Below are 25,644 nucleotides of genomic sequence, written 5' to 3' on the forward strand. Positions count from 1 at the left end.
TACGTCGAACGGGCGGGCCCCGCATCGACGACCCGCGGAAGGTTTTTTCGGCCGCGGTCTCCGGAGGCGGTCTTCGGACCCGGGCTTCTAGACGTAGTCCTCCAGGCGCGCCACCGTGAAGCCCTGTTCCTGGATGCGGCGCAGCATCGTCGCCGTCATCTCGGTCATCGTGCGGCCCTTGAGCTCGGACGGGCCGCGGAAGTGGGCCAGGATGATGTCGCCGGGGTGCAGTTTCCTGTCGCCGCGCTGGTACTGCATGTTCTTGATCTGCATGGATTCGCGCCACAGCACGATCGCGTCGACGTCGCACTCCCCCGCCGCCGCGCGGGTGGCCTCGTTCCAGTTGCCGTAGGGCGGGCGGAAGAGGCGAGGGGCGGTGCCGTACCGCTTCGCCAGCTTCGTCTGCTGGCCGCATATCTCCCGGCGCTGGGCGTCCTTGGGGAGGGTGCGCAGGTTGGGGTGGGTGAGGGTGTGGTTGGCGAGGCCGTGGCCCTGGGCGACGAGCGGGGCGAAGTACCCGTAGTCGGCGCGGATGGCGGAGTCGGTGAGGAACATCGTGACCGGGACCTTGAGGTCCTTCATCATCGTGACGAACTCGGGGTCCTTCTCCGCCCCGTCGTCGATCGTGATGAAGACGATCTTCTCGGTGGTGGGGATGTCACTGATGACGGGGACCGGGCCGCCCGGCTCGCGGGTCACCGGCTTGGTCGCCGGCGGGGCGGGCGGGGCGGCGAAGGGCTTGAGGCCCCAGCGGCGGTACGCGGCGGCAGTGGCGCCCCCGGGGGCCTCGGGCGCCTTGTGCCCGGCGGACGGCTCGACCGCGGGTGCGGTCGTCTTCGCCGGGGCGGGAGCGGCCTCGGGCTCCTCCGCCGCGCAGCCGGTCACCAGGAGGGCGACGGCGGTCAGCGCCGCCCACAGCGCGATCGTCTTCTTCACGCGCTGTGGGATGCCCGATTCGATCGAAAGGTTGCTCTACTTTCGATCCGGTGTGCTTATTCGACCGATTCGAAGCGCCAGCGGTGGACCGGACGGGTGATCAGCTCCGCGTCCGGCTCCGGCAGCTCGGGCAGCTCGACGTCGAAGGTCTCCGCCTCCCACCAGGTGAGGACGAGGACCCGGTCCTGCGGGGCGCGCAGGATCTCCCGCCGCAGCGGCTCGTGCGCGAGGACCTGGGACCGGGCCCACTCCAGGAGCTCGGCGCCCCGGCCCTGCGCGGCCCGTGCCTCCCACATGAGGGCGAGCCTCATGAGTACAGGTTCTCCTTGCTGACCTCGTGCACGTGATCGTGGTCGTGGGAGTGGCCGTGCGCGTGCGCACCCGGCACGTGCGGGTCCGTCACCGGCAGCGAGGAGTCCGCCGACAGCTCCAGGTCGGAGGCGGGCCGGTTGCGGGCGACCATCTCGGAGCCGAGGGCCGCGACCATCGCGCCGTTGTCCGTGCACAGGCCCGGCCGGGGCACCCGCAGTCGGATGCCGGCCCGCTCGCAGCGCTCCTCGGCGAGGGCCCGGAGCCGCGAGTTGGCCGCGACGCCGCCGCCGATCATCAGGTGGTCTACGCCCTCGTCCTTGCAGGCCCGGACGGCCTTGCGGGTGAGGACGTCGACGACCGCCTCCTGGAAGGACGCGGCGACGTCCCGCACCGGCACGTCCTCGCCGGCCGCCCGCTTGGCCTCGATCCACCGGGCCACGGCGGTCTTGAGGCCGGAGAAGGAGAAGTCGTACGCGGGGTCCCGGGAGCCGCTCAGACCGCGCGGGAACGCGATGGCGGCCGGGTCGCCCTCCCTGGCGAGCCGGTCGATGACCGGTCCGCCGGGGAAGCCGAGGTCGAGCACGCGGGCGATCTTGTCGAAGGCCTCGCCGGCGGCGTCGTCGATGGTGGCGCCCAGCGGACGCACGTCGGAGGTGATGTCGGCGGAGAGCAGCAGCGAGGAGTGGCCGCCGGAGACCAGCAGGGCCATCGTCGGCTCGGGCAGCTTGCCGTGCTCCAGCTGGTCGACGCAGATGTGCGAGGCGAGGTGGTTGACGCCGTAGAGCGGCTTGCCGAGGGCGTACGCGTACGCCTTGGCCGCCGAGACGCCGACGAGCAGCGCGCCCGCGAGGCCGGGTCCTGCGGTGACCGCGATGCCGTCGAGGTCCTTCGCGGAGATGCCGGCCGTCTTCAGGGCGCGCTCGATCGTCGGGACCATCGCCTCCAGATGGGCGCGGGAGGCGATCTCGGGCACGACGCCGCCGAAGCGCGCGTGGGTGTCGACGCTGGACGCGACGGCGTCCGCGAGGAGCGTGGTCCCGTGGACGATGCCGACGCCGGTCTCGTCGCAGGAGGTCTCGATGCCGAGTACGAGCGGTTCGTCAGCAGCCATCAGAATCAGTCTCAGTTCCTTGAACGGTCAGTCGCATCACGAGCGCGTCCACGTTTCCGGGCTGGTAGTAGCCGCGCCGGAAACCGATGGGCTCGAAGCCGAAGCGCTCGTAGAGCTTCTGGGCCCGGGTGTTGTCCACGCGCACTTCGAGGAGGACCTCTTCGCACTCGAAGGCGGTGGCGTGGTGGAGCAGGTCGGTGAGGAGCCGGGCGCCGAGGCCGGTGCCCCACTGGTCGCGGGCGACGGCGATGGTCTGCACGTCACCGAGTCCGCCGGCGGCGGCGAGCCCGGCGTACCCGACGATCTTCCCCTCACCGGTCTCCGCGACGACGTAGCGGCGGGTGGCCCGGGGCCCGCGCGCGTGCGCCAGCTCCGACCAGAACATGCCCGCCGACCAGGCGTCCTCGGGGAACAGCTCGTTCTCCAGGGCGAGCACCGGTGCGAGGTCCCACCAGCGCATCTCGCGCAGTTCCACGGCGCCGGTCACTTGGGGGTGACCACCTTGTAGTTCTTCGGCACCTGCGCGTCGGGGCGGCGCAGATACATCGGCAGCGGGTCGAGGAACCCGTCCCCGCCGGCCGCGAGCTTCTCCGCCGCGAGTGCGCCGAGCGCGGCCGCCGACTGGTGCTCGGGGTCGCGGGCGTCGGGGAAGGCCTCGGGGTAGAGGCGGGCGCCCGCGCCGACGACGGGGAGACCGGCGAGCCGCTCGGCGATCTCGGCGGGCCGGTCGACGGCCGCGTCGGTCACGCGCGTGCGGGAGTCCTCGTAGCGCGCCCAGTAGACCTCCTTGCGGCGCGCGTCCGTGGCGACGGCGAAGGGCTCGTCGATCCCGGAGGCGTACGCGAGGCCGTCGAGGGTGCACAGGCCGTGCACGGGCACGCCGAGCGCGGAGGAGAAGGCCGCGGCCGTGACGAGACCGACCCGGAGGCCCGTGTACGGCCCGGGGCCGACGCCGACGACGATCCCGGTGACCGCGTCGAGCGTGAGCCCGGCTTCCTTGAGGACCCGGTCGACGGCGGGCAGCAGGAGCTCCCCGTGGCGGCGGGCGTCGACCTGGCTCGACGAGGCGACGACGGCCTCGCCGTCGTGGAGGGCGACGGTGACGGCGGGGGTGGCGGTATCCATGGCGAGCAACAGCACGCGAACAGCCTACGGCTCCCGGGCACGGTGCCCCGCCCCTCGCTCGCCCGGCTGCTACCGTCACCCTTCGATACGTTCGTACGAGAGGTGGGCACGGTGGCACGGAGCAGCTCGGGAATCGTGGCCGGGCTCACGGCGGCGGCCGTCGCCGCGGTCTGCTTCCTGGCGTACCAGGCCTCGGCGAACGCTCCCGCAGATGTCTCCGTGAAGCCCCGGACGCCCGGCACCGCCGCCCCCTCGATCTCGCCGAGCGGCGGCCCGAAGCAGCCGCCGAAGAACCCCCTCGCCGTGCCGGCGAGCTCCGGCAGCGGTGAGCGGGTCGTGTACGGGCTCTCCGACCGCCGGGTGTGGCTGGTCGACGCGAAGGGCAAGGCCACCCGGACGTTCACGGTGATGCCGAGCACGGTGGACCCGGCGCCGGGGGCGTACAGCGTGACGTCCCGCTCGGGCTCGGTCCGCGGCTCGGACGGCGTGCGGATCGAGCACGTGGTGCGGTTCGCGACCGCCCAGGACGTGGTGATCGGCTTCAGCGCGGCGGTCGACGGCTCGACGCCGAAGCCGGACCCGTCGAAGAAGACCGGCGGCATCCGCATGAAGCGGGCCGACGGGGACGCGCTGTGGACGTTCGCGGTGATCGGCGCGAAGGTCGTCGTCGTCGCCTAGGTCGTGTCGCGGGCCGGGCGTCGCGGGCCAGGCGGGACTTTCCGGACACGGCCCTAGGGCGGGACCGACCCTGAGGCGGGACTCTCCGGACCCGCCCCCGGGGGCTACGCGGCTCTGCCGCGAACGACCCGCACGATCCGCTCGACCTGCCCGGCCCTCGCCCCGTGCTCCTCGTCCGTCCGGTCGGGGCGCCCGCCCGGCGGGGTCGACACGGCGCGGGCGGCCGCGCAGGATGCCAGCAGCTCACTCATCGAGACGTGGTCCCGGACGGGTTCCGCGCGCTTCGGCGTCGCCATGCATGCCTCCCGTAGGTTAGGTTCACCTAACCAGCTTGTGCATCCATGTCACCACGGCACGTACGAACGACGCAACACCTTCCCGACACGTTGTCGGAAACTACGTACGTCCGGGCGGCCCCGCGTACGGCCGGTCGGAGCACGCCCTCGGAGCACGCCGGGAGCACGGCCTCAGAGCGCGCCCAGGTCCTCGTCCGCCCAGCGCGAGCCGATCCCGCGCAGCACGACCGAGCGCCGGTCGTCGTCCGTGTCGCCGGTCACCCGGTGGATCAGCAGGTGCAACCGGTCGTCGGTCAGCTCCTCGACCTTGCCGTCACCCCACTCGACGACCACCACCGACTCGGGCAGTGACACGTCCAGGTCGAGGTCCTCCATCTCGTCGAGACCGCCGCCCAGGCGGTACGCGTCGACGTGCACCAGGGCCGGGCCGCCGACCAGGGACGGGTGGACGCGGGCGATGACGAAGGTCGGGGAGGTGACGGCGCCGCGCACGCCGAGGCCCTCGCCGAGGCCCCGGGTGAGGGTGGTCTTCCCGGCGCCGAGCTCACCGGTGAGCATGACGAGGTCGCCGGGACGGAGGATCTTCGCGAGGCGACGGCCGAGCTCCTGCATCTGCTGGGGGGAGTCGACGGAGAGGGTCGCGCCGGAGACGGGCGGGTGCGCTGCTTCCATACCCGCCAACTTAGCCGTTGCGGGTCTCCGGCTTCGCCGTGACGGTCGCCGCCGCCGCCTCCGGGACGGCCCCCGCCCGGACGAGCAGATCGGCGAGGCGGTCGGTGACCGCCTCCGGATGCTCCAGCATCACCAGATGGCCGGCGTCCGGGACGATGACCAGCTCCGCGTCCGGGAGCAGATCGGCGATGGCCTCGGTGTGGGAGCTGGGCGTCACCAGGTCGTTGTCCCCGGCGAGCGCGAGCACCGGCATGTCGCGGAAGACGGGCAGGGCGGCGGCCATGTCGTGCTCGGCGAAGGCCGGGTAGAAGGCGGCGACCACGTCGATCGGGGTCGACTCGATCATCCGCTCGGCGAAGCGGGCGACCGCCGGGTCCACGTCCTTCGACGCGAACGAGTACTTCTTGATCAGCCCGGCGAACAGGTCCGCCGTCGCCCGGCGGCCGCGCTCGACCAGCTCCGCCTGGGAGCCGAGCGCCCGGAGGACCCCCGGCAGGACCCGCCGGACGGCGTTGACGCCGGCGATCGGCAGCCCGTACGACACCTCGGCGAGGTTTCCGGCGGAGGTGCCGACGAACGCGACGCCGACGACCCGGTCACGGACGAACTCCGGGTACCGGTCCGCGAGCGCCATGACCGTCATGCCGCCCATCGAATGCCCGACCAGGACGAGCGGCCCCTCGGGGGCGGCGACGTCGAGGACGGCCTTGAGGTCGCGGCCCAGCCGGTCGATGCTGACGGGCACCCCGTCGGAGCCGGCCTGGGCGACGCCCTGACCCGACCGGCCGTGACTGCGCTGGTCCCAGTGGACGGTACGGACGAGACCGCGCAGCGCGGCCCGCTGGAAGTGCCAGGAATCCTGGTTGAGGCAGTAGCCGTGGCTGAAGACGACGGTGACGGGGGCGGGTTCCTTGCGCCCGAAGAGCCGGCGCCGGCGGGCGGGCGGAGCGTCGTCCTCGACCTCGTCGACCTCGTAGTACAGGACGGTCGAGTCGTCGGCGAGGGCCCGGCCGGGGGTCCCGCGCAGCCCGCCGTACGGGTCGGTGGCGTCGAGGGCGAGCCGCGCCTTCTGCCGTACGGAACGGCCCACGGTGAGCCGCTCGACGGCGACCCCGGCGGCGGCTCCGGCCGCGAGGACACCTATCGCGGCTCCGGCGAATCCGGCGCGCCGCCAGGTACCGGTGCTGCTGGACTCGCCCATGGGCCCCCCTCTATTCGCCCAGGTACACGCGCGGGACGCGCGCGCCGATCCGGGTGACGATCTCGTACGCGATGGTGTCGGCGGCCACCGCCCAGTCCTCGGCGGTCGGTTCGCCCCGGTCGCCGGGCCCGAAGAGCACGGCCTCGGTGCCCGGCGCGGGGACGTCCCCGCCCAGGTCGACGACGAACTGGTCCATGGCGACCCGCCCGGCGACGGTGCGGACGGTGCCGTCGACGAGGACGGGGCCGCGGCCCGAGGCGTGCCGGGGAACGCCGTCGGCGTAGCCGAGCGGGACGAGACCGAGGGTCGTCTCCGCGCCGGTGACGTAGTGGTGGCCGTAGCTGACGCCGTGCCCGGCCGGGACCCGCTTCACGAGGGCGACGCTCGCCTTGAGCGACATCACCGGCCGGAGCCCCAGCTCGGCGGAGGTGCCGAGCTCGGGGCTCGGCGAAATGCCGTACATGGCGATACCGGGACGGACCAGGTCGAAGTGGGCCTCGGGGAGAGTGAGGGTGGCCGGCGAGTTGGCGATGTGCCGGACCTCGGGCCGGACGCCGGCCTTCTCGGCGTGGTCGAGCATCGAGCGGAAGACGTCGAGCTGGGCGGCGATGGAGGGGTGGTGGGGCTCGTCGGCGCACGCGAAGTGCGACCAGAGCCCGGTGACCTTGACGAGCCCGTCGGCCTCGGCCTTGAGCGCCGCCCCGACGAGCTCCGGCCAGTCGGCGGGCTGGCAGCCGTTGCGCCCGAGGCCGGTGTCGGCCTTGAGCTGTACGCGCGCGGTGCCGCCGGTCCTCCTGGCCGCCTCGACGACCTCCTCCAGGGCCCACATCCCGCTCACGGCCATGTCGAGACCGGCCTCGATGCCCTGGTCCCAGGGGTCGCCGGGGGTCCAGAGCCAGCACATGACGGGAACGTCCGTGATCCCGGCGGCCCGCAGCGCGAGCGCCTCGTGCGGGGTGGCCGTGCCGAGCCAGTCCGCGCCCGCGTCCAGCGCGGCGCGGGCACAGCGCACCGCGCCGTGTCCGTACGCGTCGGCCTTGACCACGGCCATGATCCGGACGTGGGGGGCGACGCGGGCGCGCAGCGTGCGGACGTTCGCACGCAGCGCACCGAGGTCGATCTCGGCGCGGGCTCTGCGGGGCGGCGGTGTCTCAGTCATCGCGCCCAGTCTCTCAGGTGTCAGCTGCCGGGCCGCTTTCCCCAGATGTAGACCCGGTCACCCTTGCGCAGGACGTCCCAGAGTTTCCGGGCGTGGGCGTAGCCGAGATTGACGCAGCCGCGGCTGCCGGTGGGCGTGGCGAGCTGCCCGTAGACGGCGTGGAAGGCCTGACCGCCGCTGAAGAACTGGGAGTAGGGCATGGGGGTGTTGTAGATGGAGGACCAGTGGTCCTTGTGACGCCAGTAGACGGAGTGCCACCCGGTACGGGTCGCATACCCCGCCCGGCCACTCCGCATGGTGACGACGGGGAAGGTGACCTTCTTGTCCTTCCGGACCCACATGAGCTGCCGATCGAGATCGACGCAGGCCACGGCGTACTTCTTCACGGGACAGCGCCGCCCCGGGTCGAGGTTCTTCCGGGCGGCGAGCAGTTCGGCCCGCGCCCAGGTGACGGGCCCGGCGTACCCGTTGGCGGGCTTGATCTTCTCCCGGACCTGGAAGGCGCGGATGGCCCGGCAGTCGGCGGCGGACTGCCTGCCGTCGACCTTCAGCTTGAGCAGCCGCTCGACCTTCCGCTGATGGGTCCCGGCGGCAGCGGTGCAGGAGGCGCCCACGACGCTCCGGGGCATGTACTCGATCGACTCGTCGGCATCCCCCTCGGGCGCGGGCACGGGCACGTCACCCTCGGGCTGCAGGGGTGGCAGCACCTGATCGGGCGTATCCATCGGGTACTCGGGCCGCCCACCTCCGACGACACCCGGCACGAGCACGTCCCCGGACGGCTCGGGCACCTCGGCGAACGCCCCGGCCCCGGGAGCGAGCAGGCCCACAAGAAGCAACGACAACAACACGCAACGCCTTCTCCGTCTGATCACCCACCCACCCAATCCCCGAGCGGACGAGGCAGCGCGCCGAGAGAGGCGGGCGGGGCAACGGGTTGGGCCGAGTGGGGGTGGTGACGGGGCGGGGCCGTGGACGAGACCCGGGGCGCGGCCGCATGGCGGATCCCGCCCCGGCACGGTTGTCCGAAGGGACGGGGCGAGGTGGGATGAGGTGGGATGAGGTGGGGCGAGCTGGGGTCAGGTGGGGTCAGGGGAATCCGGGCCGCCCCTACGGCCCCGCCGTCACATCCCGCCACGCACCACCCAACGCCCCCGCCACCTCCCCCGCCGTGACCGGCCCCCGCCCCTCCGACACCCGCCGCGCCGCCAGCCCGTGCAGGTACGCCGCGCACGACGCCGCGTCCACCGGGCGCAGCCCCGCCGCGAGCAGCGACCCCGCGAGCCCCGACAGGACGTCGCCGCTTCCCGCGGTCGCCAGCCACCCCGTCCCCGTCGGGTTCACCCGCACCGCGCCACCCTCCGGCCCCGCCCCGCACACCAGCGTCGTCGAGCCCTTGAGCAGCACCGTCGCCCCGAACCGCCCCGCCAGTTCCCGTACGGCGGCGAGCCGTCCCGCCTCGACTTCCTCCCGGGAGGCGCCCAGCAGCGCCGCCGCCTCCCCCGCGTGCGGGGTGAGCAGGGTCGGCGCGCTGCGGGCCCGTACGAGCGAAGGGTCGAGGCCCCGCAGCCCGTCCGCGTCCACGAGCACCGGCACGTCCGAGGCGAGGACCTCCGCGACGCCCGGGTCGTCGCCGAGGCCGGGCCCGACCACCCAGGCCTGCACCCGCCCGGCGCGGTCCGGCGGCCCCGCGTGGACGAGCGTCTCCGGGTGCCGCGCGATCACGGCGTCGGCCGCGGGTCCGACGTACCGCACCGCCCCGGCCCCGCCCCGCAGCGCACCCTCGACGGCGAGGACCGCCGCCCCCGGATACCGCGCGGATCCGGCCACCACCCCCAGCACCCCGCGCCGGTACTTGTCGCTCTCGGCGCCCGGTACGGGCAGCAGCCGCGCCACGTCCTGGTGCTGGAGCGCCTCCAGGTCGGGCACGCCCGGCAGTTCGTCGCCGAGCCCGATGTCGACGAGCCGCAGCGCGCCCGCGTACGACCGGGCCGGGTCGACGAGCAGTCCGGGCTTGTACGTCCCGAAGGTCACCGTCACGTCCGCCCGCAGCGCCTCGCCCGCCACCTCCCCCGTGTCCGCGTCGACGCCGCTGGGCAGGTCGACGGCGACGACGACGGCGTCGGAGCCGCGTGCGGCCCGGGCGACGGGCACGGCGGCGGGCCGGAGCCCGCCGCGCCCGCCGATGCCGGTGATGCCGTCGAGGACGAGGTCGGCGGTGGCGAGCGGTTCGAACGGGTCGTCGGCCTCGACGCGGCCTCCCGCCGCCCGCAGCGCCGCGAGCCCGCCCTCGTGGGCGCGGTCGCCGAGCAGGACGGCGGTGACTCCGGCGCCGCGCCGGGCGAGCCGGGCTCCGGCGTAGAGGGCGTCGCCGCCGTTGTCGCCGCTGCCGACGAGGAGGACGACCCTGGCGCCGTACACCCGTCCCTTCCCGAGGAGGGAGAAGCAGGCGGTGGCGAGTCCGGCGGCGGCGCGCTGCATGAGCGCGCCTTCGGGCAGACGGGCCATGAGGGCGGTCTCGGCGGCCCGTACGGTCTCCACGCGGTAAGCGGTACGCATGGTCGCAGTCTGCCGCAGTCCCCAAGCCCCCGCTCGGGGGCGTGGGTTGACGCCCCCTCATCGATCAACTTAGGTTTGCCTTACCTAAGTAACCGCTCGGGAAGGCCCTCTTCGCCATGCGCACCGTCACCCGCTCCGCCCTCACCCTCGCCTCCGCCGCCGCCCTCACCCTCGGCCTCGCCTCCACGGCCTCCGCCGCCACCGCGAACCGCACCGTCACCGACGGCACCCGCACCTACAACCTCTCCCTCACCGCCCCGAACACCGCCTCCGCCGCCGGCACCAACGTCACCGTGACCGGCTCCGGCTACAACCCCGACCAGGGGGTCTACGTGGGCCTCTGTGCGATACCCGCGGGGGTGAACACCGCCGACCCCAGCACCTGGAACAGCAAGCCCACCCCCTGCCTCGGCGGCCAGGACGAGACCGGCACGACCGGCGCCTCCCACTGGGTGAACAGCGACTGGTACTGGATGTCCCCGTCGAACTCCTCCCCGTTCACGGAGTCCGGCGGCCTCGGCTCCTTCTCCGTCCAGATCCACGTCAAGGCGAAGCTCTCCGACACCGTCACCTGCGGCCAGTCGGGTGTGACCTGCGCGATCGTCACCCGCGCGGACCACTTCGACAGCTCCGACCGGAAGTACGACGTGTACGTGCCGGTGACCTTCCAGTGAGAACCGCCCTCCTGACGACGGCCGCCGTGCTCGCCCTCACGGGCACGGCGGCCGTGCGGGCCACCACCCCGCCCCCCGCTCCGTTCCACGAGAACCTGCGCACGATCACCCCGGCCACCGGCAGCGCCCTGGACGCCGAGGTCGACCCGGTCACGGACCGGCTGTACGTCAGCAGCAGCGACGGCACGGCCCACCGCCTCACGGTGTACGACACGGCCACCGGCGCCCCGGTCGGAGACCCGGTCGAACTCCCGGCCCCGGCCACGGTGATGGCCCTCGGCGCCCCCGGCACCCTCTACCTCGGCCTGTCCACCCGCATCGCCGTCTACGACACCGCGAGCCGCACCGTCGCCGACCACCGGCTGCCCGTCGAGGGCAGCGTGAGCCTCCTCGCCGCCGACCCGGGGCAGGGACGGCTGTACGTCGGCAACCAGGCCGCCAGATCCGTCACCGTCTACGACACCGGGACCGGTACGGCCGTCGGCGCGCCCGTCGTCCTCCCCTTCCACCCGGCCGGACTCGCCGTGGACCCCACCGGCCACACGGGGTACGCGACCTACGTCGGCGGCGCCGTCGAGAACGGCTCCGTCGTCTACCGGAACATCCTCAACGCCGTCGACGGCACCACCGGCCGCCTCACCGGCACCGTCAGCCTGGGCACGACCGCCCTCGGCAGCATGGGAGTCACCGTCGACCCCGCCGACCGCACGGGATACGTGGCCAACCTCGCCGCCGGTACGGTCTCGGTCGTCGACCTGGCCGAACTGAAGGTCACCGGCAGCCTCGCCGTCGACGGCAACCCGAAGGCCCTCGCGTACGACCCGGGGACCACGACCCTGTACGCGGCCCGGACCGGCGCCTCGTCCGTAGCGGTCGTCGACCCGGGATCGGGCACGGTGACGGAGACCGTCGCGACGGGCGAACGCCCGGCGGCACTGGCCCTGGACCCGACGGACCACACGCTCTTCACGGTGGCGGGCGGCGCGGTGACCCAGACGGTACGGAAGACCCCGACGCCGCCGGAGCCGACACCGACCCAGGAGCCGACGAGCCCGACCACGGGACCGACGGACCCGACACCCACCGCGACCACGACCACGCCGGTGCCCCCGACCCAGGAGCCGACGGACCCGGCTCCGAGCCCGACGGACACGTCACCGACACCCACACCCACCTCGACGTCCGTCGCACCGGCGACGACCGCCCCGACCCCGACGGACCCGGCTTCGCCGGACTCGACGTCGCCGGCCCCCACCTCGGGAGGCACCACCGGCGACGGCGACAGCCCGGGAGGCACCGGCACCGGCCCGATCACCACCGACGGCACCAGCCCCACCGGCGGCCTCGCCGCCACCGGCAGCCGCACCCTCCCCCTCGCCCTCACCGCGGCGAGCCTCGCCGCCCTGGGCGGCACGGCCCTGGTCCTGACCCGCCGCCGCGCGGCACAGGCGGAAGCGGCCACCACCCCCTAGACGCGCGCGGCACTCACACCCGACGCCGGCCCTGGCAGTCGCGCGCACACGACCACGGGCCCGACCGTTCCTAACGGCCGGGCCCGTGGTCCGTACGACTGCGGCGGCTCACGCCTCCGCGATCACCACCGCGGATGCCACCCCCGCGTCATGGCTCAGCGACACGTGCCAGTGCTTCACGCCCAGCTCCTCCGCCCGCGCCGCCACGGTCCCGCTCACCCGCAGCCGCGGCTGACCGGTGCCCTCGACGTACACCTCGGCGTCCGTCCAGTGCAGCCCGCCCGGCGCACCGAGCGCCTTGGCGAGGGCCTCCTTCGCGGCGAACCGCACCGCGAGGGAGGCGGGCCCACGCCGCTCGCCGCTGGGGAGCAGCAGCTCCCGTTCGACGAAGAGGCGCTGGAGGAGCCCCGGCGTCCTTTCGATCGACGCGGCGAACCGGTCGATCTCCGCCACGTCGATCCCCACCCCAATGATCATCTGTTCACACTCACCGATTCACGCTCATCTGGACACACTCACTCCACGGTCACGGACTTTGCCAGGTTGCGCGGCTGGTCCACCTCGTTGCCCCGCGCGGTGGCCAGCTCGCAGGCGAAGACCTGGAGCGGCACCGTGGAGACCAGCGGCTGGAGCAGCGTAGGCGTGGCCGGGATGCGGACGAGGTGGTCGGCGTACGGGACGACGGCCTCGTCGCCCTCCTCCGCGATCACGATGGTCCGGGCTCCGCGGGCCCGGATCTCCTGGATGTTGGAGACGATCTTGTCGTGGAGGACGGAGCGGCCCTTGGGCGAGGGGACCACGACGACGACCGGCAGGTCCTCCTCGATGAGCGCGATCGGCCCGTGCTTCAGCTCACCGGCCGCGAAGCCCTCGGCGTGCATGTACGCGAGTTCCTTGAGCTTCAGGGCGCCTTCGAGGGCGACCGGATAGCCGACGTGCCGGCCGAGGAAGAGGACGGTGTTCTTGTGGGCGAGGGAGCGGGCGAGGGCCCGGACGGGCTCCATGGTCTCCAGGACGCGCTCGACCTCGTCGCCGATCCTGGCCAGCTCGCGGACGACGGCGTGGATCTCGTCGCCCCACTTGGTGCCGCGTACCTGCCCGAGGTAGAGCGCGAGGAGGTAGCAGGCCACCAGCTGCGTCAGGAAGGCCTTGGTGGAGGCGACGGCGACCTCGGGCCCGGCGTGGGTGTACAGCACGGCGTCGGACTCACGCGGAATCGTCGACCCGTTCGTGTTGCAGACGGCGAGGACCTTCGCGCCCTGCTCACGGGCGTGCCGGAGCGCCATCAGGGTGTCCATGGTCTCGCCGGACTGGGAGATCGCGACGACCAGGGTGCGCTGGTTGAGGATCGGGTCGCGGTAGCGGAACTCGCTGGCGAGCTCGACCTCGCAGGGGATCCGGGTCCAGTGCTCGATGGCGTACTTGGCGATGAGCCCGGCGTGGAAGGCGGTGCCGCAGGCGATGATGACGACCTTGTCGGCCTCGCGGAGCACGGCATCGGGGATGCGCACCTCGTCGAGGCTGAGCCGGCCGGAGCCGTCGATCCGGCCGAGGAGGGTGTCGGCGACGGCCTTGGGCTGCTCGGCGATCTCCTTGAGCATGAAGTAGTCGTAGCCGCCCTTCTCGGCGGCCGAGGCGTCCCAGTCCACGTGGAAGGCCCGTACGTCGGCGGGCACCCCGTCGAAGTCGGTGACGGTGACGCCGTCCCTGGTCAGCTCGACGACCTGGTCCTGGCCGAGTTCGATCGCCGAACGGGTGTGGGCGATGAAGGCGGACACGTCGGAGGCGAGGAAGTTCTCGCCCTCGCCGACACCGACGACGAGCGGCGAGTTCCGGCGGGCGCCGACGACCACGTCCGGCTGGTCGGCGTGCACGGCGACCAGGGTGAACGCCCCGTCGAGTCGTCGGCACACGAGCCGCATGGCCTCCGCGAGGTCCCCGGCGGAGGAGAACTCCTCGGCGAGCAGGTGGGCCACGACCTCGGTGTCCGTCTCGGAGACCAGGTCGTGGCCGCGCTCGGCGAGCTCCTCGCGCAGGGCGGCGAAGTTCTCGATGATGCCGTTGTGGACGACGGCGACCCGCCCGGCGTTGTCCAGATGCGGGTGCGCGTTGGCATCCGTCGGGCCGCCGTGGGTGGCCCAGCGGGTGTGTCCGATGCCCACGGACCCGCCGACCAGCGGCCGGTCCACGAGCTCCTTCTCCAGGTTGACGAGCTTGCCCGCCTTCTTGGCCGCGGCCAGCCCTCCGTCGGAGAGCACCGCGACACCGGCCGAGTCGTAGCCCCGGTATTCGAGCCTCTTGAGGCCCGCGACGACCACATCAAGCGCCGACTGCCCGCCGACGTATCCCACGATTCCGCACATGGCGGCAGCCTACGGCGGAAGGTGCCCGGAGGGCCGGAGTCAGGACAGCTTGGCGGCCTGCGCGTCGATGATGGCCTGCGGCAGCGCCTTGACGGCGCCGCCGAAGCTGAGGGTGTGGAACGAGGCCAGGGTGTTGCCCTTGCGGAAGACGACCAGCTTGGTGAGGAACGGCTTCCCGTCCACGTCGGTGGTGATCGTCCAGGCGAGCGCCTCGTCGCCGGCGGACGCGGTCTCGGGCGCGATCTTGACGATCTTCGTCTTCTCGCCACCGCCGAGCAGCGTGAAGCCGCCCGCGCAGTCGGTGCCCGCCGTCTTCAGCGAGGCGAAGGCCTCCTGGGCGCCCTGACCCTCGTACGCGCCGAGCGTCACGCCCGTCACCGGGGCGGCCAGCGCCCCGAGGGCCTCCTCCGGCGAGGCCGTCCCTTCGGTCTTCGGCATCTCGATGGCCTTGCGCTGCGCGCTCGCCGCCGGCTTGCCGATGGCGATGGACGACATGCCGTCGGCGATCGGCTTGCAGGCGGGCTTGTCGGTGGAGACGGCGTCGGCCGCGAGGATGTCCGCGGGCTTGGCCTTCTGCACCTGGTAGCCCTTGAGATCGGCCTGCTCGACGATCGCCTTCTCCAGCTCGGCGGCGGACAGCGTCTCGGCGGCGGGCGCGCTCGTGGCGGAGGCGCTGGGCGCACCGGTGGCCCCGCCCTTGTCGCCGCTCTTCTCCCCGCCACCGCAGGCGGAGACGAGCAGGGCGAAGGAGACGGCGGTGGCGGCGACCGCGGCGCTTCTCAGGGACGTACGCATGGGTGGTGGCTCTCTGTTCTCTTCGTGATCACTTCGCGCCGCCCGGAGGCGGCTCCCCCCGCGTGAAGGACGGAAGCCCACGCGGCATCAGAAGGATCACCCTAGAGCAGCGGTCCGACAACGCCTGGGGCGCGTGACCGACCCCACGGCCCACGAACCCCTTCGACCCCCGACAATGGCGGGGTGATCACTTCGCCGCCACGAAGCGCCAACGGGGCGACTCCCTACGTCGACCTCACCCGGGCCGAGTGGAGCGCCCTGCGCGACAAGACGCCGCTGCCCCTCACCGCCGAGGAGGTCGAGCGGCTCCGCGGGCTCGGGGACGTCATCGACCTCGACGAGGTACGGGACATCTACCTGCCCCTGTCCAGGCTGCTCAACCTGTACGTGAACGCCACCAGCGGTCTGCGCGGCGCCCTCAACACCTTCCTCGGCGAGAGCGCGGAGCAGCGCGGCACGCCCTTCGTCATAGGGGTCGCCGGTTCGGTCGCCGTCGGCAAGTCGACGGTCTCCCGCCTCCTCCAGGCCCTCCTCGCCCGCTGGCCGGAGCACCCGCGCGTGGAGCTGGTCACCACGGACGCCTTCCTCTACCCGATGGAGGAGCTGAAGGCCCGCGGACTCATGTCCCGCAAGGGCTTCCCCGAGTCGTACGACCGCCGGGCCCTGACCCGGTTCGTCGCGGACATCAAGGCGGGGAAGGAGGAGGTCACGGCCCCGGTCTACTCGCACCTCATCTACGACCGCGTGCCCGGCGAGCGGCTCGTCGTCCGCCGCCCCGACATCCTCATCGTGGAGGGGCTGAACGTCCTCCAGCCGGCCCTCCCCGGCAAGGACGGCCGCACCCGCGTCGGCCTCGCCGACTACTTCGACTTCTCGGTGTACGTGGACGCGCGCGCGGAGGACATCGAGCGCTGGTACCTCAACCGCTTCCGCAAGCTCCGCGACACCGCCTTCCAGAACCCCTCCTCGTACTTCCAGCGCTACACCCAGGTCTCCGAGGACGAGGCCCTCGACTACGCCCGCACCATGTGGCGGACCATCAACAAGGTGAATCTCCTGGAGAACGTGGCCCCGACCCGCGGCCGGGCGACGCTCGTCGTCCGCAAGGGCCCGGACCACAAGGTGCAGCGGCTGAGCCTCCGCAAGCTCTGAGCTCCGTAAGCTCGGGGGATGTTGCATCTGCGCATGATCGTCCCGTCGGACCGCACCACGGCTGCGGTGGAACTGATCGAGTCGACGGTCGGGACCACGCATCTCGTGGTGCTGCCCGGCGTGGCCAGGGACCCCGCCGGCGACGTGGTCATGTGCGACATGGCGCGTGAGTCGGCCGACGAACTGCTGCACGGACTGCGCGAGATGAGGATCGATCAGGACGGGTCGATCGCGGTGGAGTCCATCGACCTGTCGATGTCCACCCGGGCGGACGCGGCGGAGGAGGACGCGCCGGGCGAGGGCGCGGACGCCGTGATCTGGGAGCAGCTGGCGGAGGCGACCCACGAGGAGTCGACGCTCTCCTTCACCTATCTCTCCTTCATGGGCCTGGCGACGATGATCGCGGCCTGCGGTGTCGTCCTGGACAACGCGATCCTGATCGTGGGCGCCATGGCGGTCGGCCCGGAGTTCGGCCCGCTCGCCGGCGTGTGCACGGCGATCGTGCAGCGGGCCCCTCGACTGGCGGCACGGTCCCTGACCGCGCTGCTCATCGGCTTCGTGACGGCGATCCTGGCGACGACCCTGTTCAGCCTGGTCATGACCTTGCTGAACCAGTTCAGCAAGGACATGCTGGACGCGGCGCGCCCGCAGACCAGCTTCATCTGGCAGCCGGACCTGTTCTCCTTCGTGGTGGCGCTGCTGGCGGGCGCGGCCGGAACCCTCTCCCTCACCTCGTCCAAGTCGGGCGCCCTGGTGGGTGTCGCGATCTCGGTGACCACGGTCCCGGCGGCGGCGAACGCGGCGGTGGCGCTCAGCTACGGCGAGGTCGGCCAGATGTGGGGATCGATCTGGCAGCTGCTGCTCAACCTGCTGGGCATCATCCTGGCGGGCACGGCGACCCTGGCCCTCCAGCAGCGACTGTGGCGGACCCAGCGCGGGCGCCTGAAGCGGCGCCTGCGGCGCGGCTGACTCCGGAAGGGCCCCGTACACGGAAGAGGCCCCGCCGTACCGGAATCCGGTACGGCGGGGCCTCCCGCGCAAGCATGACGGTGCCTCAGAAAGACTAGCCCAGCGCCGACTTCACGACGTCCGCGAGGCGCTGCGCCACCGCGCGCGCCTGCTCGATGTCGGCGGCCTCGACCATGACGCGGACCAGCGGCTCGGTGCCGGAGGGGCGCAGCAGGACGCGGCCGGTGGAGCCGAGCTCCGTCTCGGCGGCGGTGACCGCGGCGGCGAGGTCGCCGGAGGTCTTCACCCGGGACTTGTCGACGTCGGGGACGTTGATGAGGATCTGCGGCAGCCGCTCCATCACGCCGGCCAGGTCCGCGAGCGACTTGCCGGTGGCGGCGACCCGGGCGGCCAGCATGAGACCGGTGAGGGTGCCGTCGCCGGTGGTGGCGTGGTCGAGCACGATGACGTGCCCGGACTGCTCGCCGCCGAGCGCGAAGCCGTGCTCCTTCATGGACTCCAGGACGTAGCGGTCGCCGACCGCCGTCTGGACGAGGTTCAGGCCCTCGCGCTCCATGGCGAGCTTGAAGCCCAGGTTGGACATGACCGTCGCGACGACGGTGTCCCCGCGCAGGGCGCCGGACTCGCGCATGGCGAGGGCGAGCACGGCGAGGATCTGGTCGCCGTCGACCTCGTTGCCCGCGGCGTCCACCGCGAGGCAGCGGTCGGCGTCGCCGTCGTGGGCGATGCCCAGGTCGGCGCCGTGCTCGACGACGGCGGCCTTGAGCAGCCCGAGGTGGGTGGAGCCGCAGCCGTCGTTGATGTTGAGGCCGTCCGGCTCGGCGCCGATGGTGACGACCTGGGCGCCGGCCCGGGTGAAGGCCTCGGGCGAGACACGGGCGGCGGCGCCGTGGGCCTCGTCGAGGACGACCTTCAGACCTTCGAGACGGTTGGGGAGGACGGCCATGAGGTGGGACACATAGGTCTCGAAGCCCTCGTCGTAGTCACGGACGCGGCCGACGCCGGCACCGGTCGGGCGCTCCCAGGGGGCGCCGGTGCGGTGCTCCTCGTAGACGGACTCGATCTTGTCCTCGAGGTCGTCGGCGAGCTTGTGGCCACCGCGCGCGAAGAACTTGATGCCGTTGTCGGGCATGGCGTTGTGGCTGGCGGAGAGCATCACGCCGAGGTCGGCGCCGAGGACGCCGGTGAGGTGGGCCACGGCCGGGGTGGGGAGCACGCCGACGCGCAGGACGTCGACACCGGCGCTGGCGAGCCCCGCCACGACGGCGGCTTCGAGGAACTCTCCGGACGCGCGGGGGTCACGCCCGACCACGGCGGTCGGCCGATGGCCCTCGAAGGTGCCCGCCTCGGCGAGCACGTGCGCCGCCGCGACCGACAGGCCGAGCGCGAGCTCCGCCGTCAGGTCCGCGTTGGCCACACCGCGTACGCCGTCCGTGCCGAAGAGTCGTCCCACAGCTGTCCTCCGAGAAATACGTGCCCAAGCTGATGAAAGAAGAAAGTGGTGAAGAAGAAAGAGGTTATGAAAAAACGTACGCCCCGACGGCACGGGCAGTGCCGCCGGGGCGTACGAAAGCAGACCGAGCAGGCGATTAACGCTTGCTGTACTGCGGAGCCTTACGGGCCTTCTTGAGACCGGCCTTCTTGCGCTCGACCGCACGGTCGTCGCGGGAGAGGAAGCCGGCCTTCTTCAGCGCCGGGCGGTTGTTCTCGACGTCCGCCTCGTTCAGCGCACGGGCCACACCGAGGCGCAGGGCGCCGGCCTGGCCGGAGACACCGCCACCCGCGATGCGGGCGATGACGTCGTAGCGGTTGTCGAGCTCGAGCACCTTGAAGGGCTCGTTGACTTCCTGCTGGTGCACCTTGTTGGGGAAGTAGTCCTCAAGGGTGCGACCGTTGATCTTCCACTTGCCGGTGCCCGGAACGATCCGGACGCGGGCGATGGCGTTCTTGCGACGGCCCAGGCCGGCGGCCGGCTGCGGGTCGCCGAAGCGGGACGCGAGCGACTCGGAGGTGTACTCACCCTCGACGAGCTCGGTCTCGGTGGTGTACTCCTCAACGCCCTCGAACTCGTCGACGGGGGTCTCGGGGGTGGTCTCGGCCACGATGCTCCTCAGATTTCTTTCGTTCTTAGGGGGTGTGGCCGGAACTACTGCGCGACCTGGGTGATCTCGAACGGAACCGGCTGCTGCGCAGCGTGCGGGTGGTTCTCGCCCGCGTAGACCTTCAGCTTCGAGATCATCTGACGGCCCAGGGTGTTCTTGGGGATCATGCCCTTGATGGCCTTCTCGACGGCCTTCTCGGGGTTCTTGGAGAGCAGCTCGTCGTAACGGACGGAGCGCAGACCACCCGGGAAGCCGGAGTGGCGGTAAGCCAGCTTCTGGGTCTTCTTGTTGCCGGACAGGTGGACCTTGTCAGCATTGATGATGATGACGAAGTCGCCCATGTCCATGTGGGGGGCGTAGACCGGCTTGTGCTTGCCTCGGAGGAGGTTCGCAGCCGTGGTCGCCAGACGGCCCAGGACGATGTCCTGCGCGTCGATGATGTGCCACTGGCGAGTGACATCGCCGGGCTTGGGGCTGTACGTACGCACTTCGTAGCCTTCGCTTCTTCAGTGGATGGAGTCCAGACACACCTGAAGCGATCATGCAGCTGGGGCCTGCACTGCCGGGAACATCGCCCGTATGCGAGCCACTGGTAACTGCTCCAGGGAACCTGCGCAAAGGCCCTTCGCGTGAAAACGACGAAGCCAATACGCATAACAAACCGCAACACTACCCGCGCTCCCCCCGACGGGTCAAAACGCCGCGATACACCAGGTCACCGCACCCGCTCGCCCCACACCGGCTCCGACCCGAACCCGAGGCGCACACCCACACCGGACCGCCGACCGCCCAAGGTCAGCGCGCCCGCTCGACCCGCCGCTCGTCCCACACCGGCTCCGTCGTCTCGCGCACCACGCCGTCGGAGCCGAACACCAGGAACCGGTCGAAGCTCTTCGCGAACCACCGGTCGTGGGTCACGGCCAGCACCGTCCCGTCGTACGACTCCAGACCGTCCTGCAGAGCCTCCGCCGACTCCAGGTCCAGGTTGTCCGTCGGCTCGTCGAGGAGCAGCGCCGTGGTGCCCTGCAGCTCCATGAGCAGGATCTGGAACCGCGCCTGCTGCCCGCCCGAGAGCTTGTCGAAGGGCTGGTCGCCCTGCCGCTCCAGCTCGTAGCGCCGCAGCATCGACATCGCCCCGCCCCGGTCCTTGGCGTGCTCGGTCCACAGGATGTCGACGAGCGGCCGGCCGGTCAGCTCCGGGTGCGCGTGGGTCTGGGCGAAGTGCCCCGGCACCACCCGGGCGCCCAGCTTCCACGCACCGGTGTGGGCGACGGAGGGGTCCCCCGCGAGCAGGCGCAGGAAGTGCGACTTCCCCGACCCGTTCGAGCCGAGGACTCCGACCCGCTCCCCGTAGAAGATCTCCAGCGAGAACGGCTTCATCAGCCCGGTCAGCTCAAGGTTCTCGCAGGTCACAGCACGCACACCGGTACGGCCGCCGCGCAGCCGCATCTTGATGTCCTGCTCGCGCGGCGGCTCCGGCGGGGGCCCCGCCTCCTCGAACTTCCGCAGCCGGGTCTGCGCCGCCGCGTACCGCGAGGCCATGTCGTGGCTGACCGCGGCCGCCTGCCGCAGGTTGAGGACGAGCTTCTTCAGCTGGGCGTGCTTCTCCTCCCAGCGCCGCTTCAGCTCCTCGAAGCGCGCGAACCGCTCCCGCCGCGCCTCGTGGAAGGTGTCGAAACCGCCACCGTGCACCCACACGTCCGAGCCGGCCGGGCCGGGCTCGACCGCGACGATCTTCTGCGCGCCCCGGGAGAGCAGCTCCCGGTCGTGAGAGATGAACAACACGGTCTTACGGGTCTCCCGCAGCCGCTCCTCCAGCCACCGCTTGCCGGGGACGTCGAGATAGTTGTCCGGCTCGTCGAGGAGCAGCACCTCGTCGGCGCCGCGCAGCAGCGACTCCAGGACGAGCCGCTTCTGCTCACCGCCGGAGAGCGTCCTGACCTCCCGGAACTGCGCCTTCTCGTACGGGACGCCGAGCGCGGCCATCGTGCAGACGTCCCAGAGGGTCTCGGCCTCGTACCCCTGCACGTCGGCCCAGTCGCTGAGGGCCTGCGCGTACTTCATCTGCGCGGCCTCGTCGTCGACGGTCATGATCAGGTGCTCGGCCTCGTCGACGGCCTTCGCGGCCTCCCTGATCCGGGGCTGCGCCACCGAGACCAGCAGGTCACGGACGGTGGACTCGTCCCGTACGGAGCCGACGAACTGCGGCATCACGCCGAGCCCGCCGCTGACGGTGACGGAGCCGCCGTGCGGCTGGAGCTCTCCGGAGATCAGCCGGAGCAGTGTGGTCTTTCCGGCGCCGTTGGCCCCGACGAGGGCGACGACGGCGCCCTCCCCGACCCGGAAGGAGGCGTCCCCGAGCAGGATCCTCCCGTCGGGCAGGTAGTACTCAAGATGCGCGGCCTCGACATGTCCCATGAGGTGCATTGTCGCCGCCCGCGTCCGTACGGCCCAACCGGTTTAGGATGCGCGGCATGAGCTTTGGGGGACCGCAGTGGCCGCAAGAGCCGCAGCAGGGCGGGCAGCAGGGGTACGGACAGCAGCCGGGGCAGCAGGGATACGGGCAGCAGCCCGGCCACGGACAGCAGGGCTACGGACAGCAGGGCTACGGCGAGCAGCCGAGCCCCTTCCCGGGCGCGCAGGCACCCCAGGACCCCTTCCCGGGGGCCCAGGGCACCGGCACCCCCGACTGGGGCGCCCTGGCCGACGCCTCGGCCTCCCGTAACCGGCGCAAGCGCTGGCTGATGATCGGCGGCGGAGCCGTGGCCGCCCTGGTCGTCGGCGCGATCGTCGCCACCGCCGTGGTCGCGAGCGGCAAGAAGGACGACGAGGCCAAGAACGGCGGGGTGCCGACCGGCACGGTCTCCCCCACCGCGACGCCGACCCCCGAGCCGACCTTCTCCTCGGTGGCGCCGCCGCCCCCGCCGAACCCGAAGGACTACATCTCGGACCCGAAGAAGGACAAGGCCCCGCTCTCCGCGGAGGGCCTCTTCCCGGGCAAGAAGCTGACGATGAACAAGCGCCCGTACAAGAAGGGCGCGACCTCGGCGACCACGAACTGCGCGGCCGTCACCCAGGGCGGCCTCGGCGCCGTCCTGAAGAAGAACGGCTGCCAGAAGGTGCTCCGCGCCACTTATGTGAAGGACGGCGTGGCGATCACCGTCGGCGTCGCCGTCTTCCCCTCGGAGGCCGCCGCCCTCAAGGCGAAGAGTCAGGCCACCGGCGGCATCGCCCCGCTGACCGGCGCGGGCGTGCGTGACTTCTGCCACGCCACGGTCTGCCTGCGCCGCTCGAACTCCATCGGCCGGTACGCCTACTTCACCCAGGCCGGCTTCGCCGACGGCAAGAAGGTCACCAAGGCCGACAAGCCGATCTTCCAGGCCAGCGACGACCTCGGCACCTTCGCCTTCAACCAGATCTACGCCCGCGGCCGCGCCCAGGCCTCAGCAGCAGCCGGCGCTCCCGGGGAGTGACCGCTTGTTCCTGGCCTCCAGATTGCGGGCGGCCAGGAGCTCGTCGGCCGGGTAGCCGACCTCTTCGAGCGTGAGCCCGTGCGGCCGTACGACGTGCACGGCGGAGTCCCGGACGCCGGCCGCGAGGACCTTGCCCGGCCAGTCCACCGGCCGGTGGCCGTCGCCGACGAAGAGCATGGCGCCGACCAGCGAGCGGACCATGTTGTGGCAGAAGGCGTCCGCCTTCACGGTGGCTTCCATCACGCCGTCGGGGCGGCGCTCCCAGCGCAGCTCCTGGAGCGTGCGGATGGTGGTGGCGCCCTCGCGCTTCTTGCAGTACGCGGCGAAGTCGTGCTCGCCGACGAGCGCGGCGGCGGCCTCGTTCATGGCGTCCATGTCGAGGGCCCAGTCGTGCCACAGGACGTGTCCGCGCTGCAGCGGGTCGACCCCGCCGGGGTTGTCGGTGACGCGGTAGGCGTAACGGCGCCAGATGGCGGAGAAACGGGCGTTGAAGCCGCTGGGGGCCTCGGTCAGGGACCAGACCCGCACATCGTGCGAGAGGCGCCCCGCGAGCCGCCTGAGCAGCTTGTCGCGGTGCTCGGCCCACAGCTCGACGGGCAGGTCGACATGCGCGACCTGGCCGCGTGCGTGCACCCCGGAGTCGGTCCGGCCGGCCACGGTCAGCTCGTACGTCTCCTGGGACCGGGTCACGGTCCGCAGGGCGGCCTCGATGTCCCCCTGCACCGTCCGCTGCCCCTGGGACTGCTTGGCCCAGCCGGAGAAGTCCTTGCCGTCGTACGACAGGTCGAGCCGAACCCGTACGAAACCGTCCTGCACGTCATCGCTCACGCGGAGATCCTCTCAAACACACGGGAACGGGCCCGCACCCCAGGGGGTACGGGCCCGCACACGAGAAACGTCGGAAAAACGCTTACGCGTCCTTCGACTCCTCGGCCGGAGCCTCGGCGGCCGCGTCGGCCTCCTTGACGGCGCGCACGGTGGCGGCCTCGGCCTCGGCGACGGTCGCCTTCTTGGCGATCTCGCCCTCGACCAGCTCGATCACGGCCATCGGGGCGTTGTCGCCACGACGGTTGCCGATCTTGGTGATGCGGGTGTAGCCACCGGGGCGCTCCGTGTAACGCGGGGCGATCTCGGTGAAGAGGGTGTGGACGATGCCCTTGTCGGTGATCGTCTGCAGCACCAGGCGACGGTTGTGGATGTCGCCCTTCTTCGCCTTGGTGATCAGGCGCTCGGCGACCGGACGCAGGCGACGGGCCTTGGCCTCGGTGGTGGTGATGCGGCCGTGCTCGAAGAGCGACTTCGCCAGGTTGGCGAGGAGCAGCTTCTCGTGCGCGGCGGAACCGCCGAGGCGGGCACCCTTCGCGGGACGCGGCATGGTGTTTCTCCTTGATGTCTGCCTCGGCCGTGTCAGGTACCGAGGTCAGTATCCGAGCGGGCGGTCGCCCGTCGAAGACCCGCGCCCCGTAAGGGGCGCGGGGAACTGCGCGACCAGCCGAAACTGGCCCGCAGAAGCAATCAAACAGTCGGTCCCGAGGGACTAGTACTGCTCGGTCTCCACGAAACCGGCATCCGCGTCGTCATCGGCGCCGAAGGCGTCCGCGGCGGCGGTCGGGTCGAAGCCGGGAGGCGAGTCCTTCAGCGCGAGGCCCATACCGGCCAGCTTCGCCTTGACCTCGTCGATCGACTTCGCACCGAAGTTGCGGATGTCGAGCAGGTCCGCCTCGGAGCGGGCGACAAGCTCACCCACGGAGTGGATGCCCTCGCGCTTGAGGCAGTTGTACGAACGAACGGTGAGCTCGAGCTCCTCGATCGGCAGCGCCAGGTCGGCGGCAAGGGCGGCGTCCGTGGGGGACGGGCCCATGTCGATGCCCTCGGCGTCGATGTTGAGCTCGCGCGCCAGGCCGAACAGCTCGACCAGGGTCTTACCGGCGGACGCCATGGCGTCACGCGGGCGCATGGCCTGCTTGGTCTCGACGTCGACGATCAGCTTGTCGAAGTCGGTGCGCTGCTCGACACGGGTCGCCTCGACCTTGTACGTGACCTTGAGCACCGGGGAGTAGATGGAGTCGACCGGAATGCGACCGATCTCCTGGCCCACCTGCTTGTTCTGCACGGCGGAGACGTAGCCGCGACCGCGCTCGACGGTCAGCTCCATCTCCAGCTTGCCCTTGCCGTTGAGCGTGGCGAGGACGAGGTCGGGGTTGTGCACCTCGACACCGGCCGGGGGCGCGATGTCGGCGGCGGTGACCAGACCCGGGCCCTGCTTGCGCAGGTACATCACGACCGGCTCGTCGTGCTCCGAGGAGACGACCAGCTGCTTGATGTTGAGGATGAGGTCGGTCACGTCCTCCTTGACGCCCGGCACGGTGGTGAACTCGTGCAGGACACCGTCGATGCGGATGCTGGTGACAGCGGCACCCGGGATCGAGGAGAGGAGGGTACGGCGGAGCGAGTTGCCGAGGGTGTAGCCGAAGCCGGGCTCCAGCGGCTCGATGACGAACCGGGAGCGGAACTCGTCGACGACCTCTTCGGTCAGCGACGGACGCTGAGCGATAAGCATGTGTTCAATCCTTCAGTCGTGGACGCCCACTATTT

At 71.8% G+C, this 25,644-nt stretch carries 27 protein-coding genes; 6 read left to right on the top strand and 21 right to left on the bottom strand.

Annotated elements, in window-relative coordinates:
* Positions 1-87: 87 nt before the first annotated feature.
* Genes OG259_RS16935 through tsaB form a run of 5 tightly spaced genes read right to left on the bottom strand, consistent with a single transcriptional unit; the run spans position 88 to position 3,499 of the window.
* Positions 88-936: a polysaccharide deacetylase family protein gene (locus OG259_RS16935; protein ID WP_328943046.1), complete on the bottom strand. Its 849-nt coding sequence runs from the start codon at positions 934-936 to the stop codon at positions 88-90.
* 56 nt (positions 937-992) lie between these two features.
* On the bottom strand, positions 993-1,247 hold the full coding sequence (locus OG259_RS16940; protein ID WP_328943047.1) for a hypothetical protein: 255 nt from the start codon (positions 1,245-1,247) through the stop codon (positions 993-995).
* Positions 1,244-2,359, bottom strand: coding sequence for a tRNA (adenosine(37)-N6)-threonylcarbamoyltransferase complex transferase subunit TsaD (tsaD, locus tag OG259_RS16945; protein WP_328943048.1), 1,116 nt, complete (start codon positions 2,357-2,359; stop codon positions 1,244-1,246). Before tsaD ends, OG259_RS16940 begins: the two co-directional genes overlap by 4 nt.
* Positions 2,349-2,819, bottom strand: coding sequence for a ribosomal protein S18-alanine N-acetyltransferase (rimI, locus tag OG259_RS16950; protein WP_328947107.1), 471 nt, complete (start codon positions 2,817-2,819; stop codon positions 2,349-2,351). The genes tsaD and rimI overlap by 11 nt, the downstream gene beginning before the upstream one ends.
* A 23-nt stretch (positions 2,820-2,842) precedes the next feature.
* On the bottom strand, positions 2,843-3,499 hold the full coding sequence (tsaB, locus tag OG259_RS16955) for a tRNA (adenosine(37)-N6)-threonylcarbamoyltransferase complex dimerization subunit type 1 TsaB (RefSeq protein ID WP_328943049.1): 657 nt from the start codon (positions 3,497-3,499) through the stop codon (positions 2,843-2,845).
* A 96-nt stretch (positions 3,500-3,595) separates the two neighbouring features.
* On the opposite strand from tsaB, the gene OG259_RS16960 reads away from it, so the two are divergent.
* Positions 3,596-4,162, top strand: a complete 567-nt coding sequence (locus OG259_RS16960; protein WP_443051978.1) for a hypothetical protein — start codon at positions 3,596-3,598, stop codon at positions 4,160-4,162.
* 104 nt (positions 4,163-4,266) lie between these two features.
* Here OG259_RS16960 and OG259_RS16965 read toward each other — a convergent pair whose 3' ends face one another.
* The 6 genes from OG259_RS16965 to OG259_RS16990 all read right to left on the bottom strand — a co-directional run bounded on the left by OG259_RS16965 (position 4,267) and on the right by OG259_RS16990 (position 10,049).
* Positions 4,267-4,458 (bottom strand): hypothetical protein, encoded by a 192-nt coding sequence (locus tag OG259_RS16965; protein ID WP_266895492.1) that lies wholly within the window; start codon positions 4,456-4,458, stop codon positions 4,267-4,269.
* A 171-nt stretch (positions 4,459-4,629) separates the two neighbouring features.
* The gene (gene tsaE / locus OG259_RS16970) at positions 4,630-5,130 is read right to left on the bottom strand and encodes a tRNA (adenosine(37)-N6)-threonylcarbamoyltransferase complex ATPase subunit type 1 TsaE (protein WP_266895490.1); all 501 of its coding nucleotides are present in this window, start codon (positions 5,128-5,130) and stop codon (positions 4,630-4,632) included.
* 10 nt (positions 5,131-5,140) lie between these two features.
* Positions 5,141-6,331, bottom strand: a complete 1,191-nt coding sequence (locus OG259_RS16975; protein ID WP_328943050.1) for an alpha/beta fold hydrolase — start codon at positions 6,329-6,331, stop codon at positions 5,141-5,143.
* A gap of 10 nt (positions 6,332-6,341) precedes the next feature.
* Positions 6,342-7,490 (bottom strand): alanine racemase, encoded by a 1,149-nt coding sequence (alr, locus tag OG259_RS16980; RefSeq protein WP_328943051.1) that lies wholly within the window; start codon positions 7,488-7,490, stop codon positions 6,342-6,344.
* Positions 7,491-7,510: 20 nt separating this feature from the next.
* Positions 7,511-8,338, bottom strand: a complete 828-nt coding sequence (locus OG259_RS16985) for a L,D-transpeptidase family protein (protein ID WP_443052131.1) — start codon at positions 8,336-8,338, stop codon at positions 7,511-7,513.
* 262 nt (positions 8,339-8,600) lie between these two features.
* Positions 8,601-10,049 carry an NAD(P)H-hydrate dehydratase gene (locus OG259_RS16990; protein WP_328943053.1) on the bottom strand — a complete coding sequence of 483 codons (1,449 nt, stop codon included), beginning with the start codon at positions 10,047-10,049 and terminating at the stop codon, positions 8,601-8,603.
* Between the two features lie 116 nt (positions 10,050-10,165).
* Here OG259_RS16990 and OG259_RS16995 point away from each other — a divergent pair, with 116 nt between their 5' ends.
* Both OG259_RS16995 and OG259_RS17000 read left to right on the top strand, forming a co-directional pair.
* The gene (locus tag OG259_RS16995; protein ID WP_328943054.1) at positions 10,166-10,723 is read left to right on the top strand and encodes a hypothetical protein; all 558 of its coding nucleotides are present in this window, start codon (positions 10,166-10,168) and stop codon (positions 10,721-10,723) included.
* Positions 10,720-12,195, top strand: a complete 1,476-nt coding sequence (locus tag OG259_RS17000) for a YncE family protein (RefSeq protein WP_328943055.1) — start codon at positions 10,720-10,722, stop codon at positions 12,193-12,195. Before OG259_RS16995 ends, OG259_RS17000 begins: the two co-directional genes overlap by 4 nt.
* A 108-nt stretch (positions 12,196-12,303) precedes the next feature.
* Here OG259_RS17000 and OG259_RS17005 read toward each other — a convergent pair whose 3' ends face one another.
* From OG259_RS17005 to OG259_RS17015, 3 genes are read right to left on the bottom strand one after another with little or no spacing between them, the layout of a single operon-like run.
* Positions 12,304-12,672, bottom strand: coding sequence for a holo-ACP synthase (locus tag OG259_RS17005; RefSeq protein ID WP_328943056.1), 369 nt, complete (start codon positions 12,670-12,672; stop codon positions 12,304-12,306).
* 38 nt (positions 12,673-12,710) lie between these two features.
* Positions 12,711-14,558, bottom strand: a complete 1,848-nt coding sequence (gene glmS, locus OG259_RS17010; protein ID WP_328943057.1) for a glutamine--fructose-6-phosphate transaminase (isomerizing) — start codon at positions 14,556-14,558, stop codon at positions 12,711-12,713.
* Positions 14,559-14,597: 39 nt separating this feature from the next.
* A complete protein-coding gene (locus OG259_RS17015; protein WP_328943058.1) occupies positions 14,598-15,353 on the bottom strand; it encodes a hypothetical protein in 756 nt (251 codons plus the stop codon).
* Between the two features lie 183 nt (positions 15,354-15,536).
* On the opposite strand from OG259_RS17015, the gene coaA reads away from it, so the two are divergent.
* Positions 15,537-16,505: a type I pantothenate kinase gene (coaA, locus tag OG259_RS17020; RefSeq protein WP_328943059.1), complete on the top strand. Its 969-nt coding sequence runs from the start codon at positions 15,537-15,539 to the stop codon at positions 16,503-16,505.
* A gap of 18 nt (positions 16,506-16,523) precedes the next feature.
* A complete protein-coding gene (locus tag OG259_RS17025; protein WP_328943060.1) occupies positions 16,524-17,474 on the top strand; it encodes a DUF389 domain-containing protein in 951 nt (316 codons plus the stop codon).
* A 94-nt stretch (positions 17,475-17,568) separates the two neighbouring features.
* On the opposite strand, the gene glmM is transcribed toward OG259_RS17025, so the two are convergent.
* The 4 genes from glmM to OG259_RS17045 form a co-directional block, all read right to left on the bottom strand.
* The gene (gene glmM, locus OG259_RS17030) at positions 17,569-18,927 is read right to left on the bottom strand and encodes a phosphoglucosamine mutase (RefSeq protein WP_328943061.1); all 1,359 of its coding nucleotides are present in this window, start codon (positions 18,925-18,927) and stop codon (positions 17,569-17,571) included.
* A 136-nt stretch (positions 18,928-19,063) separates the two neighbouring features.
* Positions 19,064-19,576, bottom strand: coding sequence for a 30S ribosomal protein S9 (gene rpsI, locus OG259_RS17035; protein WP_015035601.1), 513 nt, complete (start codon positions 19,574-19,576; stop codon positions 19,064-19,066).
* 44 nt (positions 19,577-19,620) lie between these two features.
* Positions 19,621-20,064 carry a 50S ribosomal protein L13 gene (rplM, locus tag OG259_RS17040; protein ID WP_030318630.1) on the bottom strand — a complete coding sequence of 148 codons (444 nt, stop codon included), beginning with the start codon at positions 20,062-20,064 and terminating at the stop codon, positions 19,621-19,623.
* A 307-nt stretch (positions 20,065-20,371) separates the two neighbouring features.
* The gene (locus OG259_RS17045) at positions 20,372-21,994 is read right to left on the bottom strand and encodes an ABC-F family ATP-binding cassette domain-containing protein (RefSeq protein WP_266895463.1); all 1,623 of its coding nucleotides are present in this window, start codon (positions 21,992-21,994) and stop codon (positions 20,372-20,374) included.
* Between the two features lie 56 nt (positions 21,995-22,050).
* Between OG259_RS17045 and OG259_RS17050 the strand changes: the two genes are divergently transcribed.
* Complete coding sequence (locus OG259_RS17050; protein ID WP_328943062.1) at positions 22,051-23,049, top strand: hypothetical protein; 999 nt, start codon at positions 22,051-22,053, stop codon at positions 23,047-23,049.
* On the opposite strand, the gene truA is transcribed toward OG259_RS17050, so the two are convergent.
* The 3 genes from truA to OG259_RS17065 form a co-directional block, all read right to left on the bottom strand.
* On the bottom strand, positions 23,020-23,877 hold the full coding sequence (gene truA / locus OG259_RS17055; RefSeq protein ID WP_328943063.1) for a tRNA pseudouridine(38-40) synthase TruA: 858 nt from the start codon (positions 23,875-23,877) through the stop codon (positions 23,020-23,022). The two genes, OG259_RS17050 and truA, sit on opposite strands and share 30 nt — an antisense overlap.
* Before the next feature lie 82 nt (positions 23,878-23,959).
* Entirely contained in the window at positions 23,960-24,424 is a 465-nt protein-coding gene (gene rplQ, locus OG259_RS17060) for a 50S ribosomal protein L17 (protein ID WP_266895457.1), read from the bottom strand.
* 162 nt (positions 24,425-24,586) lie between these two features.
* Positions 24,587-25,609, bottom strand: a complete 1,023-nt coding sequence (locus OG259_RS17065; protein WP_003966937.1) for a DNA-directed RNA polymerase subunit alpha — start codon at positions 25,607-25,609, stop codon at positions 24,587-24,589.
* Positions 25,610-25,644 lie beyond the last annotated feature (35 nt).

This window comes from Streptomyces sp. NBC_00250 (assembly GCF_036192275.1).
Taxonomy (GTDB): Bacteria; Actinomycetota; Actinomycetes; order Streptomycetales; family Streptomycetaceae; genus Streptomyces.